The sequence below is a fragment of the Amycolatopsis sp. NPDC043885 genome, assembly GCF_056435685.1.
Map to the genome: position 1 here is coordinate 742,823 of NZ_JBWKEA010000001.1, position 14,778 is coordinate 757,600.

17 protein-coding genes and 1 pseudogene are annotated in these 14,778 nt (G+C 70.1%); 12 read left to right on the plus strand and 6 right to left on the minus strand.

What is annotated here, in order from left to right:
- Positions 1 to 464: 464 nt before the first annotated feature.
- Complete coding sequence (gene yczR / locus AC069I_RS03785) at positions 465 to 1,919, minus strand: MocR-like transcription factor YczR (protein WP_478223560.1); 1,455 nt, start codon at positions 1,917 to 1,919, stop codon at positions 465 to 467.
- A gap of 61 nt (positions 1,920 to 1,980) precedes the next feature.
- Here yczR and yczE point away from each other — a divergent pair, with 61 nt between their 5' ends.
- Positions 1,981 to 2,613: a membrane protein YczE gene (gene yczE, locus AC069I_RS03790; RefSeq protein WP_478223561.1), complete on the plus strand. Its 633-nt coding sequence runs from the start codon at positions 1,981 to 1,983 to the stop codon at positions 2,611 to 2,613.
- Between the two features lie 36 nt (positions 2,614 to 2,649).
- Here the strand turns inward: yczE and AC069I_RS03795 are convergent, their stop codons facing one another.
- Positions 2,650 to 3,174, minus strand: a complete 525-nt coding sequence (locus tag AC069I_RS03795; protein WP_478223562.1) for a Clp protease N-terminal domain-containing protein — start codon at positions 3,172 to 3,174, stop codon at positions 2,650 to 2,652.
- Positions 3,174 to 3,383 carry a sigma factor-like helix-turn-helix DNA-binding protein gene (locus AC069I_RS03800; RefSeq protein WP_004559389.1) on the minus strand — a complete coding sequence of 70 codons (210 nt, stop codon included), beginning with the start codon at positions 3,381 to 3,383 and terminating at the stop codon, positions 3,174 to 3,176. Before AC069I_RS03800 ends, AC069I_RS03795 begins: the two co-directional genes overlap by 1 nt.
- Positions 3,384 to 3,444: 61 nt before the next feature.
- On the opposite strand from AC069I_RS03800, the gene AC069I_RS03805 reads away from it, so the two are divergent.
- On the plus strand, positions 3,445 to 4,218 hold the full coding sequence (locus AC069I_RS03805; protein ID WP_478223563.1) for a protein phosphatase 2C domain-containing protein: 774 nt from the start codon (positions 3,445 to 3,447) through the stop codon (positions 4,216 to 4,218).
- Between the two features lie 134 nt (positions 4,219 to 4,352).
- Positions 4,353 to 4,823 (plus strand): annotated as a pseudogene (locus AC069I_RS03810) (DUF998 domain-containing protein); the annotation flags it as partial.
- A 78-nt stretch (positions 4,824 to 4,901) separates the two neighbouring features.
- Here the strand turns inward: AC069I_RS03810 and AC069I_RS03815 are convergent.
- Positions 4,902 to 5,906, minus strand: coding sequence for a D-cysteine desulfhydrase family protein (locus tag AC069I_RS03815; RefSeq protein WP_478223564.1), 1,005 nt, complete (start codon positions 5,904 to 5,906; stop codon positions 4,902 to 4,904).
- A gap of 74 nt (positions 5,907 to 5,980) precedes the next feature.
- Between AC069I_RS03815 and AC069I_RS03820 the strand changes: the two genes are divergently transcribed.
- The 7 genes from AC069I_RS03820 (at position 5,981) to AC069I_RS03850 (ending at position 12,543) form a co-directional block, all read left to right on the plus strand.
- The gene (locus AC069I_RS03820) at positions 5,981 to 7,363 is read left to right on the plus strand and encodes an amidase (RefSeq protein WP_478223565.1); all 1,383 of its coding nucleotides are present in this window, start codon (positions 5,981 to 5,983) and stop codon (positions 7,361 to 7,363) included.
- Complete coding sequence (locus tag AC069I_RS03825; protein WP_478224421.1) at positions 7,360 to 7,908, plus strand: TetR/AcrR family transcriptional regulator; 549 nt, start codon at positions 7,360 to 7,362, stop codon at positions 7,906 to 7,908. Before AC069I_RS03820 ends, AC069I_RS03825 begins: the two co-directional genes overlap by 4 nt.
- Positions 7,905 to 8,762: an oxygenase MpaB family protein gene (locus tag AC069I_RS03830; protein ID WP_478223566.1), complete on the plus strand. Its 858-nt coding sequence runs from the start codon at positions 7,905 to 7,907 to the stop codon at positions 8,760 to 8,762. The genes AC069I_RS03825 and AC069I_RS03830 overlap by 4 nt, the downstream gene beginning before the upstream one ends.
- A gap of 236 nt (positions 8,763 to 8,998) precedes the next feature.
- Positions 8,999 to 10,447: a hypothetical protein gene (locus AC069I_RS03835; RefSeq protein ID WP_478223567.1), complete on the plus strand. Its 1,449-nt coding sequence runs from the start codon at positions 8,999 to 9,001 to the stop codon at positions 10,445 to 10,447.
- The gene (locus AC069I_RS03840; protein WP_478223568.1) at positions 10,444 to 10,851 is read left to right on the plus strand and encodes a FixH family protein; all 408 of its coding nucleotides are present in this window, start codon (positions 10,444 to 10,446) and stop codon (positions 10,849 to 10,851) included. The genes AC069I_RS03835 and AC069I_RS03840 overlap by 4 nt, the downstream gene beginning before the upstream one ends.
- A 17-nt stretch (positions 10,852 to 10,868) precedes the next feature.
- Entirely contained in the window at positions 10,869 to 12,002 is a 1,134-nt protein-coding gene (locus tag AC069I_RS03845; RefSeq protein WP_478223569.1) for a hypothetical protein, read from the plus strand.
- Positions 11,995 to 12,543 (plus strand): hypothetical protein, encoded by a 549-nt coding sequence (locus AC069I_RS03850; protein ID WP_478223570.1) that lies wholly within the window; start codon positions 11,995 to 11,997, stop codon positions 12,541 to 12,543. The genes AC069I_RS03845 and AC069I_RS03850 overlap by 8 nt, the downstream gene beginning before the upstream one ends.
- A gap of 58 nt (positions 12,544 to 12,601) precedes the next feature.
- Here the strand turns inward: AC069I_RS03850 and AC069I_RS03855 are convergent, their stop codons facing one another.
- Positions 12,602 to 12,856: a DUF397 domain-containing protein gene (locus AC069I_RS03855; protein WP_478223571.1), complete on the minus strand. Its 255-nt coding sequence runs from the start codon at positions 12,854 to 12,856 to the stop codon at positions 12,602 to 12,604.
- A gap of 350 nt (positions 12,857 to 13,206) precedes the next feature.
- Here AC069I_RS03855 and AC069I_RS03860 point away from each other — a divergent pair, with 350 nt between their 5' ends.
- The gene (locus AC069I_RS03860) at positions 13,207 to 13,479 is read left to right on the plus strand and encodes a hypothetical protein (protein ID WP_034310462.1); all 273 of its coding nucleotides are present in this window, start codon (positions 13,207 to 13,209) and stop codon (positions 13,477 to 13,479) included.
- 5 nt (positions 13,480 to 13,484) lie between these two features.
- Entirely contained in the window at positions 13,485 to 13,745 is a 261-nt protein-coding gene (locus AC069I_RS03865; RefSeq protein ID WP_478223572.1) for a hypothetical protein, read from the plus strand.
- Positions 13,746 to 13,925: 180 nt separating this feature from the next.
- Here AC069I_RS03865 and AC069I_RS03870 read toward each other — a convergent pair whose 3' ends face one another.
- The gene (locus tag AC069I_RS03870; RefSeq protein ID WP_340686807.1) at positions 13,926 to 14,774 is read right to left on the minus strand and encodes an SAM-dependent methyltransferase; all 849 of its coding nucleotides are present in this window, start codon (positions 14,772 to 14,774) and stop codon (positions 13,926 to 13,928) included.
- Between the last annotated feature and the right edge of the window lie 4 nt (positions 14,775 to 14,778).

The following is a 14,778-nucleotide window of genomic DNA, read 5'->3' on the forward strand; positions in this document are numbered from 1 at the left end:
TTCGACGTCCGCTGATTCCTCTGGCACAAGCCGCTTTCCGCCTGCCCTCGTTCAGGCATCCCCTTTGTCTTCCCGAACGGCCGACCGCGCCCGGCCGGTTCGGATCCCGGCCCCGGCGCCGCGCTGCCCCTGCGGCGCCGGGACCAGCACCGGGTGGACTTCGGGGGCTTCTGCTCACCGCGCCGAGCAGGAGCCGGTCAAGCTCGAAGCCCGCCTGAACCGCGGGCGGTTCCCGGCACGTCGAGGGGCTGTGCCGGGTAACCGCCGCGGTGCCCGTCCCAAGGTTTCGGCCTTGGGGCGGGCCGGATAGCCGGTGCGCTGGTCGCGCGGCGCCGATGCCCTCCCTGGAGCATCGGCCGCCCCGCCGGCGCACCGGCTATTTCCGTTTCCAGCCCCGCGTTTCGTCCTCTGAATGCGGTAGTTGCGCGTGCAAGTACCGCATTCAGAGGACGAAATGCGGAGAGTCAGGTGACCTGGACGGTGGCCGGGGCGGCCGTGGCGGGGGTCGCGGCCACCGAAGCGGCGGCCGTGCCCAGCCGCCGCACGGCCTCGAAAAGCCGTTCGGCCGGAAGCGCGTACGGCAGCCGCAGCCAGCGCTCCAGTCCACCGTGGACACCGAACCGCGAGCCCGGCGCCACCTGCACTCCGTGCCCCGCCGCGGCGACGGCCAGCCGCGTGCTCATCGGCTCCGGCAGACGGCACCACAGCGAAAGCCCGCCGCGCGGTACGGTGAACGTCCACTCGGGGCAGTACCAGTTCAGTGCCCCGGTCAACGCGTCCCGCAGCGCCAGCGTCTCCTGACGGCGGTGCGCCAGCGCGGCCCCGCCGTCGTCGAGCAGTTCGGCGAGGACGAGTTGCTCGAAGACCGGCGACCCCAGGTCGACGGCGAACCGGGCCGCGATCAGCCTGCCGATGACGTCCTCGGAAGCGCGGATCCAGCCGAGCCGCAGGCCCGCCCAATGCGATTTGGACGCCGAGCCGATCGTGATGCCGAGGTCGCCCAGGTACGCGCCCAGCGGCGGCGGCCCGTCGGCCGGATCGCCTTCGAGGTCCAGCTCGACCAGCGTCTCGTCGACGATCGCCGGGGTCCGGGCGCGGTTCAGCGCGGCCGCGAGGCGCTGACGGCTGTCCGCGTCCATGCGCAGGCCGGTCGGGTTCTGGAAGTCCGCGACGAAATACGCGAGCCTCGGCGAGGATTGCCGCAAGGCGGCCTCGATCCCGACGATGTCCCAGCCGGTGGCCGGATCCAGGGGCACCGGCACCGGGATGGCGTGCGCGGCGCCGATGGCCTCCAGCGAGTTCGGGTACGTCGGCTGCTCGACCAGCACCCGGTCGCCCGGACCGGCCAGCATCCGCAGCACCTGCACGAACGCGTGATGCGCGCCGTTGGTGACCATCACCTGATCGGCGTTGGTCGTCAGCCCGCGTTCGGTGTAGCGGCGGGCGATCCGCTCACGCAGGACCCGCAGGCCGCGCACCTGGTAGCCGTTCTCGCCGAGGTGGTCGACCAGCGCCTTCCGCGCGGCGTCCACGGCCGGGACCAGGCCGGCGACAGCGGGCGGGCAGGCCTGGGCGAGGTCGATGAGGTCCTCGCCGGTCGGCAGGATCGCGTCCCGGCCCCGGCCGCCGGGAGAAGCGATCCACGAGCCCGCACCGCGACGGCTGGCGACCAGGCCGTCGGCCCGCAGCTTGTCCAGCGCGGCGCCGATCAGCGTGCGGCTGACCTCCAGCGCGTCGGCGAGTTCCCGTTCGGCCGGGAGCTTCGTGCCGAGCGGGAGCCTGCCGTCGAGGACCAGCAGCTCGACGGCCGCCGCGAGATCCGCGGCACCGTGTCGAGAACCACTCTGCCGCCAACTTCCCAGCAAAAGGGCCAATTTTGTGCCTGAAACGCGTCCAGTCAGCGGAATCAGCGGTTCCATAAGGCCAATTCTTTCAGATTGGTCATGGTCAAGGTAGCCACTTACCCCTGATGGTGGACCCGTGGCACTCAAACTCGACCTCAGGCCCGTCGGCATCTCCCAGGACACCACCCGACGCTCGATCCAGCTCGTCGGCGGACTCGCCCTCTACGGCGGCAGTATGGCCATGCTGACCAGGTCGGGACTCGGCCTTGACCCGTGGGACGTGCTCCACGAAGGGCTGATGAAGATCACCGGTCTCTCGTTCGGCACGGTCACCGCGATCGCTTCGGTCCTGGTGCTGCTGCTGTGGATCCCGCTGCGGCAGCGGCCCGGTATCGGCACCGCGGCCAACGTCGTGGTCATCTCGCTCACCGTCGACCTCGTGCGGGTCTTCCTGCCGGACCAGGACGTGCTCGGCTGGCAGATCTTCAACCTCGTCGCCGGGGTCGTGTTCAACGGCCTCGCCGCCGCGATCTACGTCGGCGCGCGACTCGGCCCCGGCCCGCGCGACGGGCTGATGACCGGCCTCTCGGCCCGGACGGGCAAGTCGATCCGCCTCGTCCGGACGCTCATCGAGATCACCGTCCTGGTCGCCGGCTGGCTGCTCGGCGGCACCGTGGGTGTCGGCACGGTCCTCTACGCGCTCGCGATCGGACCGCTGACGCAGGCTTTCCTGCCGTACGTCATCTGGCGAGAGCGCTCCGCCGGCTAGCCGCTCGCCGGGACTCGCGTGAGCCGGCGGCGCTCCTCAGCTGGCCTCCCGTTGCTCAAGCAGCCGCCGGACGGCGAGGTAGTCGATGCCCCGCTGCGCGAGCACGTCGGCCGCGACACCGGGGACAGCGGTCAGCGCGAGCAGCAGATGCTCGCCTTCGATGCGCTTGCTGCCGACATCGATGGCTTCGCGAAGGCTCTTCTCCAGTACCTTCTTCGCCTCCGGCGTGAACGGCCGATGACCGCGCCCCACACGACGGCCACCGGTCAGCGCGCCGGGGCCGTGGCGCTGCTCGACCCGCTCGACGATGTGCTCGACGTCGATGCCGAACCCGCTCAGGGCTTCGACATCGGCGTCGCTCATCCCGCCCCGCCGCCGGACGCGGCGGAGGTCGTCGGCCAGTTCGTCCGCCGGGCAGCCCAGTGCGGTGAGCACGCCGGTGTGCCGGGCGAGGGACGTCAGCAGATGCAGCGGGTCGACGTTCCCGGACACCTCGTCCGACGCGACGCGCTGGGCGCCGACGACGACTTCGCGGGCTTCGGTGGTGAAGCGTTCGAACATCAGTGCCTCCCGTACTTCTTGTGCACCGCTTGCCTGCTGACCCCCAGCTCGGCCGCGATCTCCTGCCAGGACCAGCCGTGCACCCGCGCGCTGCGGACCTGCACGGCTTCGAGTTGTTCCAACAGCCGGCGCAAGGCGGCGACGGCGCGCAATCCCACGCGGGGATCGCGGTCGCCGGCTCGCGCGGCCAGATCTGTCGCTTCGGTCATGACGTCAACCTACGTTGACATCTCGTCCGCGTCAACCTCGGTTGACAGTTAGGGTCGGGTCATGGTCGAAATCGCAGTGGCGGAAAGGGACGGAGTAGGCGCGGACGGAGCGACGCGCCCGACCGAAGACCATGTCGCCGTACTCGGCAACGCCGTGGTGGTGCTCGACGGGGCGACCGCACCGCGGCCGGATCTGCCGTCCGGCGGCTGGTACGCGAGTCTGCTCGTGCACAGCCTGTCGCGGGCCTTGAGCGCGGAACCCCAGGCCGATCTCGCGGTGCTGCTGGCCGAGTCGATCGCCGACGTCGCCCACCGCGAGGGCCTCGAACCGGGACGATCGCCGTCGAGCACGGTCGCGATCGCGCGCTGGACGGACGACACCGTCGACGGGCTGGTACTCGCGGACAGCCCGATCATCGCCTTCGGGCCTTCCGGCACCGACCCGCTGACCGACGACAGGCTCGTCTCGCTGCGCGAACGCGGCCAGCTCCGCACCGGCGCCGACGTCCGCGCGAAACGCAACGCTCCGGGCGGCTTCTGGGTCGCCGAGGCGGAACCGAAGGCGGCCGCGGAAGCCATCCGCCGCAGCTGGCCGCGCTCGGAGGTCGACGCCCTGCTGCTGGCGACGGACGGCGTCGCGATCGGTGTCGACGAATACGACCTGTTCGACTGGCCCGAGGTGCTCGCCATCAGCCGGGAGCGTGGCCCGGACGCCGTCCTCGACGCGGTGCGCACGGCGGAGAAACAGGACCCGGACGGCGAGCGCTGGCCCCGCGCGAAAAGGCACGATGACCAGCTACTGGTACTCGTCGACTTCGGGGTAGCCCCAGGGTAAAACCGGGGGCTTCCCGGATCGGAAATCCGCGCCCGCGCGAGCACGCTGGACGCATGACGTTCCCTGGGGAGAGATCGCGGACCAAGCCCTGGCTGATCGCGTCGGGCGCGGCCATCGGCTGGGCACTGTTCACCATGGTCGTGCTCCACCTGATCAGCTCACGCGATCCGGTGTTCGACACGCTGTCCAGCTACGCCTACGTCGATCGCGGCACGGGCATGCTCGGCGCCAGCGTGCTCTCCCTGTCCATCGGCTCGCTCACCGCGCTCGGCGCGCTGGCCGCGGCCGGGATCCCGCTCAGCCGCACCACGAAACTGCTGTTCGTGCTGTGGTCACTCGGGCTGGCGGCGGCCGCGATCTTCCCGGCGAGCTACCCCGAATTCCCCGATCCGGTCAGCGGCGAGATCCACCTGTACGCCTGCCTCATCGCGTTCCTCAGCCTGCCCGCCGCCGGGTTCACCCTGCGCGACAACCTGCGCGGCACGCCCGCGGCCAAGCTGGTCGGCCGCCTGGCGTGGGGAAGCGCCGCCGGGTTGATCGTCTTCGGGCTCAGCTTCATCTTCGTGCGCCTGTCCGACATCCCGTTCTTCATGACACTGACCGACATCGCGCCGGTCGGCGTCATGCAGCGGGTTTCGCTGGTGGCGCACGTGATCCTGATCGCCGGGATGCTGAAGGTCGCGTCAGCGGCGCACCGCGTCGGCGAATTCGGGGGCGTAACCGTAGAGGCCGGGCAGACCGCCCGTGTGCAGGAAGACAACGTGCTCGCCGGGCGCGAAATGGCCTTCGGCGGCCCACTCGATCAGCGCGGCGCCCACTTTGCCGGTGTACACGGGATCGAGCGCGATCCCTTCCGTGCGGCCGAAAAGCCGCACCGCGTCCCACGTCCCGGCGGTCGGGATCCCATAACCGGGACCGATCGTGCGGTCGTCGATGCGCAGGCCGTCGAGTGACGGCGGCTCGCTCCCGAGCAGCACGGAGGCCGCGATGGTGAGGTCGGCCAGGTTGTCGAGGGCCTCGTCGACCGGATGGCTGACGCAGGCGATGTCCAGCGTCAGCCAATCGATGTCCGCCGTTCCGACGATGAGCCCGGCGGAGGTCCCGCCACTGGCGTGCGGGGCGACCAGCCGCGCCTTGGTGATGCCCAGCTCACCGAGCTGCCCGGCGATCTCCCGCGCGGCCGCGACGTACCCGAGCGCCCCGACGCCGTCGGAACCGCCGACCGGGAACGTGGCCACCTCGCGGCCCTCGGCCGCGGCCTCGGTGATCAGCCGCTCGTAGGTCCTGCCGGTCTCCTCGCCGTCGCGGCAGATGTGCACGTTCGCACCGAAGAGATGATCGAGGGAGACGTTGCCGGACCGTTCGTACGCGTCGCCTTCGCGGGGGACCTTCGCCGTCAGCACGAGCTCGCATCGCAATCCGAGCTTCGCGCAGGCCGCGGCGGTCTGGCGGCCGTGGTTGGTCTGAAGCGCGCCGAACGTGATCACCGTGTCGGCGCCCTTTTCGATCGCCGCGCCGAGCAGGAACTCGAGTTTGCGCAGTTTGTTCCCACCCACCCCGAGCGGATGCACGTCATCCCGTTTGAGCAGCAGGTTCGGCAGGCCGAGGGCCTCGCCCAGCCGCGGTGCGGGATGCAGCGGCGTGGGGTAGCCGCCGAGGTCGACGCGGGGGAAGCGATCGAAGTTCATGAAAGTCACGTAACCACACCGAAGCTACCCGGTGGTATCGTTCGTTTGAACGAACGAGACGCGCAGGGGGAATCATGACCACCTCGAAACCGGACCTCGCGTTCACCGGCCTGGCCGAACAGGCCTCGCTGCTCGCCAGTGGCGCGGTCACTTCCGTCGAACTCACCCGTCAAGCGCTGGAGCGGGCCGAAGCGAGTCAGCCCGTTCTCAACGCCTTCAAATGCCTTCGCGCCGAAGAAGCCCTTCGCGAGGCGGAGGAAGCCGACCGACGTCTCGCCGCCGGCGAGACCGCTCCCCTGCTCGGCGTCCCCACCGCCATCAAGGACGACCTCGACGTCACCGGCCTGCCGACGGCGTTCGGCTGCGAAGGCGACTTCGCCGCCGCGACGGCGGACTCCCCGCCTGTCGCCGCGCTCCGCGAGGCGGGCGCGGTGCTCATCGGCAAGACCAACACCCCGGAACTCGGCCAGTGGCCGTTCACCGAAGGCCCGGCGTTCGGCGCGACCCGCAATCCGTGGGACACCGAGCGCACCCCGGGCGGTTCCTCCGGCGGCGCGGCGGCGGCCATCGCGTCGGGGGTGATCGCCGCCGCGCTGGGTTCCGACGGGGCCGGGTCGATCCGGATCCCGGCCGCGTGGACCGATCTGGTCGGGATCAAACCGCAGCGCGGCCGCGTCCCGACCGAACGCGAACTCTTCCACGGGCTGACCGTGGTCGGCCCGCTCGCGCGCACCGTCGCCGACGCGGCCCTGCTGCTCGACGTCGCCGCCGGGACCGGCACCGCGTTCCAGGCGGCCGCCCGCCGTGAACCGGGCCGCCTGCGAATCGGGCTCTCCACCAGGATCCCTTTCACGGCAACGAAAACCCGGCTCGATCCGCAAGCGCACGCGGCCGTCGTCCGGCTCGCGGAGCGGTTCGCCGAACTCGGCCACGAGATCGTCGAGATCGAACCCGACTACCGGCTGATCGGCCTCACCTTCCTGCCGCGTTCGCTCGTCGGCGTGCGCGACTGGTCCCGTCGCGTGCCGGACCAGGCGCGGCTCGACCCGCGCACGCGCGCCAACGCCCGCCAGGGCTCGGTGCTGGCCGGACCGGCGCTGCGGCTCGCCCGCGCCACGGAACCATCGCTGCAACGGCAGATCGGCTCGGTGTTCGGCCGGGTGGACGTCGTCCTCACGCCGACCACGGCCACGCCGCCACCGCGGATCGGCAGCTTCGACGCGCTCTCCGGCTGGCAGACCGACCAGGCCATGATCGCCGCGTGCCCCTACGCTTGGCCGTGGAACGTGCTGGGCTGGCCGGGCGTCAATGTCCCCGCCGGACTGAGCCGGGAAGGACTGCCGCTCGGCGGGCAACTGCTCGGCCCCTCGCACGCCGAGGAACGGCTGATCTCGCTGGCCGCGCAACTGGAAGAGGTCGAACGGTGGCAGGACCGCAAACCCGAGACCGCTTGGTGAACACCCGCGAAGCCATTCTCCACGCCGCGCTCAAGGTGGTCGGGGAACAGGGCGTCGGCGGGCTGACCAACCGCCGGATCGCCCGGCAGGCCGAGGTCTCGCTCGGCACGCTGACCTACCATTTCCCCAGCCAGACGGCGTTGCTGCGCGAGGCGATGCTGCTGTTCGTCGAAGAAGAGACCACGAAGCTGACCGGGTTCGTAGACGCGTACCGCGAACAGGGCTTGAGTGTCGAGCAGGCCGCGTCGGTGGTGGAGCAGGTCATCGCGCAGCTGCCCTTCGGCACCGACGAACTCGGCGCGCACGAGCTGTACCTGCAAGCCGCGCGCGACCCCGGGCTCCAGGACGCGGCCGCCCGGTGTTTCGCCGCCTACGACGAGCTGGCGCTGGTGATCCTGAAAACGCTCGGCGTGCCGTCCCCCGAGCGGCTGACCGGCCCGGTCGTCGCGCTGATCGCCGGCCTCCAGTTGCGCAGGCTGGCCACGGGCGACGACGGCGTCGGGGTGGCGCAGTCGTTGATGATGCTCGTCCGCGGCGCGTCATGAGCGGTCCGCCGATCGTCAAGGGGACGGCGGCGTGGCGGTACTTCGGCGACTTCCGGGCCGGGCTGCTGGCGGGCCAGGTGCTGGTGCTGCAAGTCGCGCATCCGGTCGTCGCGGCCGGGGTGCGGGATCATTCCGACTACGTCGAAGATCCGTGGACCCGGCTCATGCGCACGGCCGCGTCGCTGTCCATCTACATCTACGGCGGCCCCGAGGGCGCGCGCTACGAGGCGGACCGGCTGCGCGAGCTGCACCGGTCGTTCACCGGCGTCGACGACGGTCACCGTTACAGCGCGCTCAACCCGCGCGCGTACGCCTGGGTGCACGCCACGCTCGTCATGGTTCCCGTTGACACACAACGGTTCTACGGCACCCCGATGACCCCGTCCGAACTGGACGAGTACTACGCGCAGATGTGCGACGTCGGACGGCTCCTCGGTCTGCGCGAGCAGGACATGCCGCCGACGTGGCCGGAATTCGAGCGGTACTACGCGGAAATGATCGACGGTTTCGGCCCGAACGAGACGATCTCGACGTTGTTCGAAACGATCCGCACGGTGAAGAAACCGTGGCGATGGCTGCCCGACAATCGGTGGGTGCGCTTGCAGCGGCGGCAACACCAAGGGCAGATGTTCGTCATCCGCGCCACGCTGCCGCCCGCGCTGCGGGATCGCCTCGGTCTACAGTGGACGGACCGGGACCAGCGCCGGTTCGACCGGTTCCGCACGGTGGTGCGGCTGGCCGGCGGGCTGGTGCCGGTGCCGTTGCGGTCTTCGCTCGTGCGACGGATCGGCAGGCTCAATGTCTGGTTCCGGGCGCATCCACGCGCCTACCGGTACCTGGGCGGGAACACGTGACTCGCGTGCTTCGGGACGTAACTCGCGAGCTTGGAGCCGGAACTCGCGAGTTCCGGCTCCAAGCACGCGAGTTCCGGGGTCAAGCACGCGAGTTCCGTATTGGGGGCCGGGTCACCTGGGGGAATTCCCCCTGCCCTGCCCCACCGGAGTAAGGGACGCCGTCCCCTTTACGGGGGACCCCGGTTCACCCCGCACCGTGACGTTTTCCCGGACCATCGTCGTTAACTTCAACCGGGATGGGGAATTCACCGAGGGGGCGGCGCACGACGCTGTTGGTCATCGCCCGTGTACTCGCGCTCTGCGCGCTGGCGTCCTTTCTGCTGGGCGGCACGGCCCAGGCGGACGGCGTGTCGAGCGGCGCGGACGTCCAAGTCGCGCAGACGCTCGGCACCCGCGATCTCACGGTCATCCTGCGGCGGATGGACATCGCGCCCGGGCCGCTGCACGTCGACGTCGTCACGCACACCGGAAGCGCGCCGGGAACACTGAAACTGCGCGCGTCGGCCGCCGGGACGACGTTTTCCGAAACCACGATCCGCCTGGACGGGAAACCCGGCGCCCACGCGGCGCAGCTGCGGGTGGACCAGCCGGGGCCGTGGGAGCTCGGCCTCGACGACGGGACGGACACCGCGTCGATCCCGTTCATCGTCCCGGCCAGGGTCATCCCGCCGTGGGAGAAGGCCACCTTCGGCGGTTTTGTCGCCGCGGGCGTGTTCCTGGTGCTCGGCCTCGTCGTCGCGCTGCGGGGCAAGCGGCCACAGCTCGCGCTGATCCCCGCCGGCGGGATGGTCGCCGCGCTCGCGGTCGCGATCACCGGCGCGATGCTCTCCGCGTCCACCCCGCCGCCGCCCGCGCCCGGTACCGCGCTGGACCCGACGATCGACAACATCCGGGACCCGTATGCGAACGCGCAGATGTCCACTGTGGACTTCTCCCGGCCGCCGGTGAATCTGGCCGCGCACTCGCCGAACGCGCGATCCGGCGGTCTCGCCGAGGTCCGGATCGCCGTCGCCGACGGCGCGACCGGCCGCCCCGTCGACGACCTTTTGGTGCACGACAACGCCTTGATCCATCTCGTCGTCATCTCGCCGACAGGCAGGCTGTGGCATCTGCATCCGGTGCGGGTCGGCCCCGGTGACTACCGGGTGAAGTTCACCCCGCCCGAGGCCGGGACCTACGCCGTCGCCGCGGAACTCGCCCGGCGAGGCGGCGGCGTGCAACTGGCCCGCACCACGCTGGATGTCGCGGCCGGAAAGGATTCCGCCGCCGAACCCGTTCCCGCCGGAGCAGGAAAGCGAGTCGTGCAAGGAAACCTGGTCGACGTCGAGGTCAAACCGGGAAAGCCGACCACGATCACCGCGCGGTTCGGCAAAGCGGATCTTCAACCCTGGCTGGGGATGCTCGGCCACCTGATCGTCGTCGGCCCGATCACCGACGACAGCCGGGTCGGCGCGGATGCCGCTGCCGCGCCGACCTGGGCCCATGTGCACTCGATGATCCCGCAATCCCCTGGTATGCCGGGGAAGCCGGATGAGACCGTCGCCGCGTACGGCCCCGACGTCCCGTTCACCTACACCTTCTCCGCGCCCGGCAAGTACCGGATCTGGTTGCAGGCCGAACGCGACTACACGGTGCTGACCGTGCCCCTGCAGATCGAGGTCCCGCAGGAAGGGGTACCGCAATGAGTTCCACCGTGGACAGACGCAAGCCCGTCCTGCTGATTTCCGTCGTCTCGGTGCTCGTGGTGGCGATCGTGGCCTGGCTGGTCTGGCCGAGCAGCGGCGGCGCGCAGGTCCAGCGCTCGACACAGGGCCCGTACACGGTGCAGCTGTCGGTCGAAGATCCGCACCAAGGCGAGAATGTCTTCGCGCTGACCGTCACGGGCGCCACGCCGGACGTCGTCACCCTCGAACCCGTGATGCCGCAGATGGGGCACGCGCTCGCCCCTTCGCCCGCGATCGCGGAGGGGCCTGGCCGGTTCCGCACCGGCGACGTCCTGCTGCCGATGTCGGGGCAATGGGAGATCACCGTTTCACTGCGCGGGCCGTCCGGCGCCACGCAGCACGTTTTTCCTTTGCTGGTCAAGTAAAGAGAGAGGTCGGGGGTATGGAACTCACCGCGGGAGGAGCGAGGGCCGTCTCGGTGGCGCGAAGTGAACGCACCGGTCTCGTACCGGCGGGCACGGTGCTGGCCGGATCGGTGATCTCGCTGATCGGGCTGACCTGGGACATCCAATGGCACGGCGATGTCGGTCCGGACACTTTCTTCACGATGCCGCACCTGTTCCTGTATTCGGGCAGCGCGATCTCCGGGCTCGCGAGCCTCGCGGTCGTGCTGATGACCACGGCGGCGCGCCGGGCAGGCCGCCCGGTCGATGCCAGGGTCGGCGGCCGCGCGATCAATGTCTTCGGCAAGGTCTTCGCCGCACCGGCCGGCTACCTGGTGACCGGTGCGGGCGCGGCGATGTTCCTGCTGTACGGCCTGTGGGACCAGTGGTGGCACGGCCTCTACGGCTTCGACGCGGTGATCGACTCGCCGCCGCACATCGGGCTGCTGCTGTCGATCACGCTGAGCATCATCGGCACGGTCATGGTGTTCGCGGCCGCTCGGGAACACCGCTGGGGCACCGTCGGCGTGGTCGGCAGCCTCGGTGTGCTGATCGCGTTCAGCACGGTGACCGTGCTGGGACTGCAGCAGATCGACGTCGACGGGCTCGACGTCGTCTCCGTCGGCATCGCGCTGCTTTCGGTGCTGCTGGTCTCGGCGGGCGCCGGATTCTGGGCACGGCCCGGCGGCGCGGTCCGGGTCGCCGCGGCACTGGCGGTCATCCAGGCGATCACGTGGTGGTTCTCGCCCTGGGCCGCGGAGGCGTACGCGGGAGCCGTCGGTCTGCCCATGCGCGACTACATCGACGGCGTTCCCGCGATGCCCTCGATGATGCCGATGGCGCTGCTGCCCATCGCGGCCGTGCTCGAGGCGGTATATCTGCTTTCGCGACGCGGCTGGTCCGCGGGCCGCGTTTCGGTGCCGGCGGGCGCGATCGGCGGCCTCCTGGTCGGCGCGAGCATGCCGATCCAGAACGCGATCGTCTACGGCGCCGACCGGATGCCGTGGGCGGTCGTGTTCGCGACGGCCGCCGCCGGCGCGGTGGCCGGGCTGCTCGGCGGGTTCGCCGGGTGGCGTTTCGGCGGGATGCTGGGGCTGCTGGCCCCGGCGAAGGGGGACAACGCGCATGCGTAAGACACTGCTGGCCCTGGCGGCGGTGATCGGTCTGCTGTTCGCGACCACGCCCACGGCGAACGCCTACGAACCGGTGAACATCGTCCACACCGAACGGGTCCAGGTCGGTCCGTACGGGATGACGGTCGGATTCAGCACGTGGCCCTTGCGCGCCATGCAATCGCTGGACTTCACGTTCATCCCGGACGACGGGATCGCCGGCAAGTCGGGGACGCTCGCGTTCGTCAATCCGGAGACCGGGCGGCTGGGGCGTCCGCAGCCGCTCGCGAAGCATCCGCGGAAACTGGAGGTGTGGGGGCTGGACATCCGTGCCCTGCAGACACAGGGCTCGTGGACGTTCCGGTTCGAGATCGAGGGCCCCGCGGGCAAGGGCACGGGAGAACTGCGGGATCTGGCGGTGCTCGAACAGCCGGGTCCGCCGATGGCGGTGAGCTGGTCGATCAGCCTGATCCCGCTGATCGTCCTCGCCGTCCTGATCGCCGTCGCCTGGCGCAGAACGAAATCCAGGCTGCGCGGGAACGGGCTCCCCGCCACGGTGTGACTCGAAGTGACCGAAGGTCGGATGGCTCGCGTGTCCCGATGGGCACGCGAGCCTTTCGTCATGGGCTCAAATCGAACTGTCCGGCCTTGACCGCCTCGAGGAAGGCGTTCCACTCACCGGAATCGAAGACGAAGACGGGACTTTGGGCCAGCTTGGTGTCACGGACCCCCACCAGGCCTTCCCTGCCGAGATTGACCTCGACGCAGTTCCCCCCGTTGGGCTCACTCGCGAAGGATTTCTCCCACGCGGAGTCGTCGAACAGCGACACGGCCGTGGTCGGATCGTAATCCACCGCCGATGGATAATCGGCCATTGGTCGTACCTCCGAACGTCGGTCGGGGGTGCGGGCCGCGACCTGCGCGAACCGTCACCGTCCCGGCTTCTCCCTGCCTCAACGGGACTATCCCGCACGGCCAAGTGGGTGATCAACTCCGCCCACCCTCGACATGAAGATTATTCCAGGAGTAGGATTAATCGCAGCGGCCGGGGCTCGGTTGTTGGTGATTCGCTCGCAGTACGCGGACATCCCGGCGACGGACGTCACCGGGTGCGTCAGCAGGGAGTTTCGCCGTTCCGGCAGGCCACCGACGGCAGGTGACCGGCGGGGACACCCACCCCGCGGCGCATGACCACCCACCGCCGACCTCGTGGGGGAGGATCAGCGTGATCATTCAGGACACCATGCCGGCGACGGTACTCGCCGTCGGCAGGCTCATGGCCGGGACGGCGGGCGAAAGCCGCCGCTCCGCGCATCTCTTCGATTTGCACACCGGGGGTTCGCACCCCGAGTTCCTGCACGCCCGCTGCGGCGCCGCGATGCCGTACGACCACTTGGAATGGGTACCCGTCGGTTCGGGGATGCCCTGTGAGCGTTGCCTCGGCCTCGCCGGTTCGGCCGACCAGGCGCGGTTGCCGCGTCCGAGCCGGGGGGTGTGACCGCCATGGCCGTCCGTCTCACCACGCTGCTGTTCCGCCGTGAGGACGAACGCCTGGCCTCGGCGAAGCACCACCGCACCATCGGGCTCGAACTGCGTCAGCGGTTCGGGTTCAGCCTCATCCAGGCCCCGCTGCGCAAACAGCCGCCGTGGAACTCCGAAGTCGACGCGCCCGGCGCGCACCGAGACCTGATCAGGACCGGCCGGCCGCTCGAAGGTCAGTTCGAGCTGACGCCCCTGATCGGGCATCTGACCGGCCGGGCCTGACCGCTCAGGGCCTGTTGGCGGAGCTGAGGTTTCGTCCGGAAAGTGGCCATAGACGTGAACCCGCCCGGCCGAAGGCCCCGCTATCGCGGTGGCAGGGCGCCCTTCACCACCTTCGTAACCTGAAAGACCAGGTCACGTCCTGCCGACGTCGATCGCGGACGCGGGTTCACCTACAGACACTCAGGGCTTGCGGCCCAGCCCGCCGAGTCCGCCGGTGAAGGTCGGGTCGTCCGCGAACCGGTCGCTCGCCCGGGAATCCGCTTCGTCGAGATGCCAGGTGGCCATCCAGTCGATGCCCGGCTCCACCATCTCCAGCCCGTCGAAGAACGCGGCGAACTCCGCGCGGGACCGCAGATGGAACGGCGCGCTCGTCTTCTTGTACAGCTCCTGGACGTTCTCCCGGTTGTCGCCTTCCTTGCGGGTGACGCCGTCCTCGGTCAGATGCGAGGACAGGAAGTACGAACCCGACGGCAGGAAATCGAGGTACCGCTGGACCATCTCGTGCACGGGCTCCTCCGGGCCGAGGAAGTACAGCAGGCCGACCAGCACCAGCCCGATCGGCTGCCGCGGGTCGATCACCCCGGTCTCGAGGGCGCGTTTCCAGATGTCGGCGGGATCCCGCACGTCGCCCTGCAGGACCGCGTGCCGCCCGAGCAACCCCTCCCGTTCCAGCAGCAGCTGGGAATGCGCGACGGCGACCGGCTCGATGTCCACGTACACGACCCGCGAATCGGGGTTGATCGCGCTCGCGATCTGGTGGACGTTGCCGACGGTGGGCACGCCTGAGCCGATGTCGAGGAACTGCGTGATCCCCTGACGGGCCAGGTAACCCACGCCGCGGCCGAGGAAGTCGCGGCCGACGCGGGCGAACGTCTTGACCTCCGGGAACTGCTTCAGCACCTGCGTGCCGAACTCGCGGTCGATGGCCCAGTTGGCCGAACCGCCGAGGAACCAGTCGTACACCCTGGCCACGTTGGGCCGTTCGAGATCGACACCTTCGGGAACTTCGGGGTCCTGCTGCGTCGTCATACCG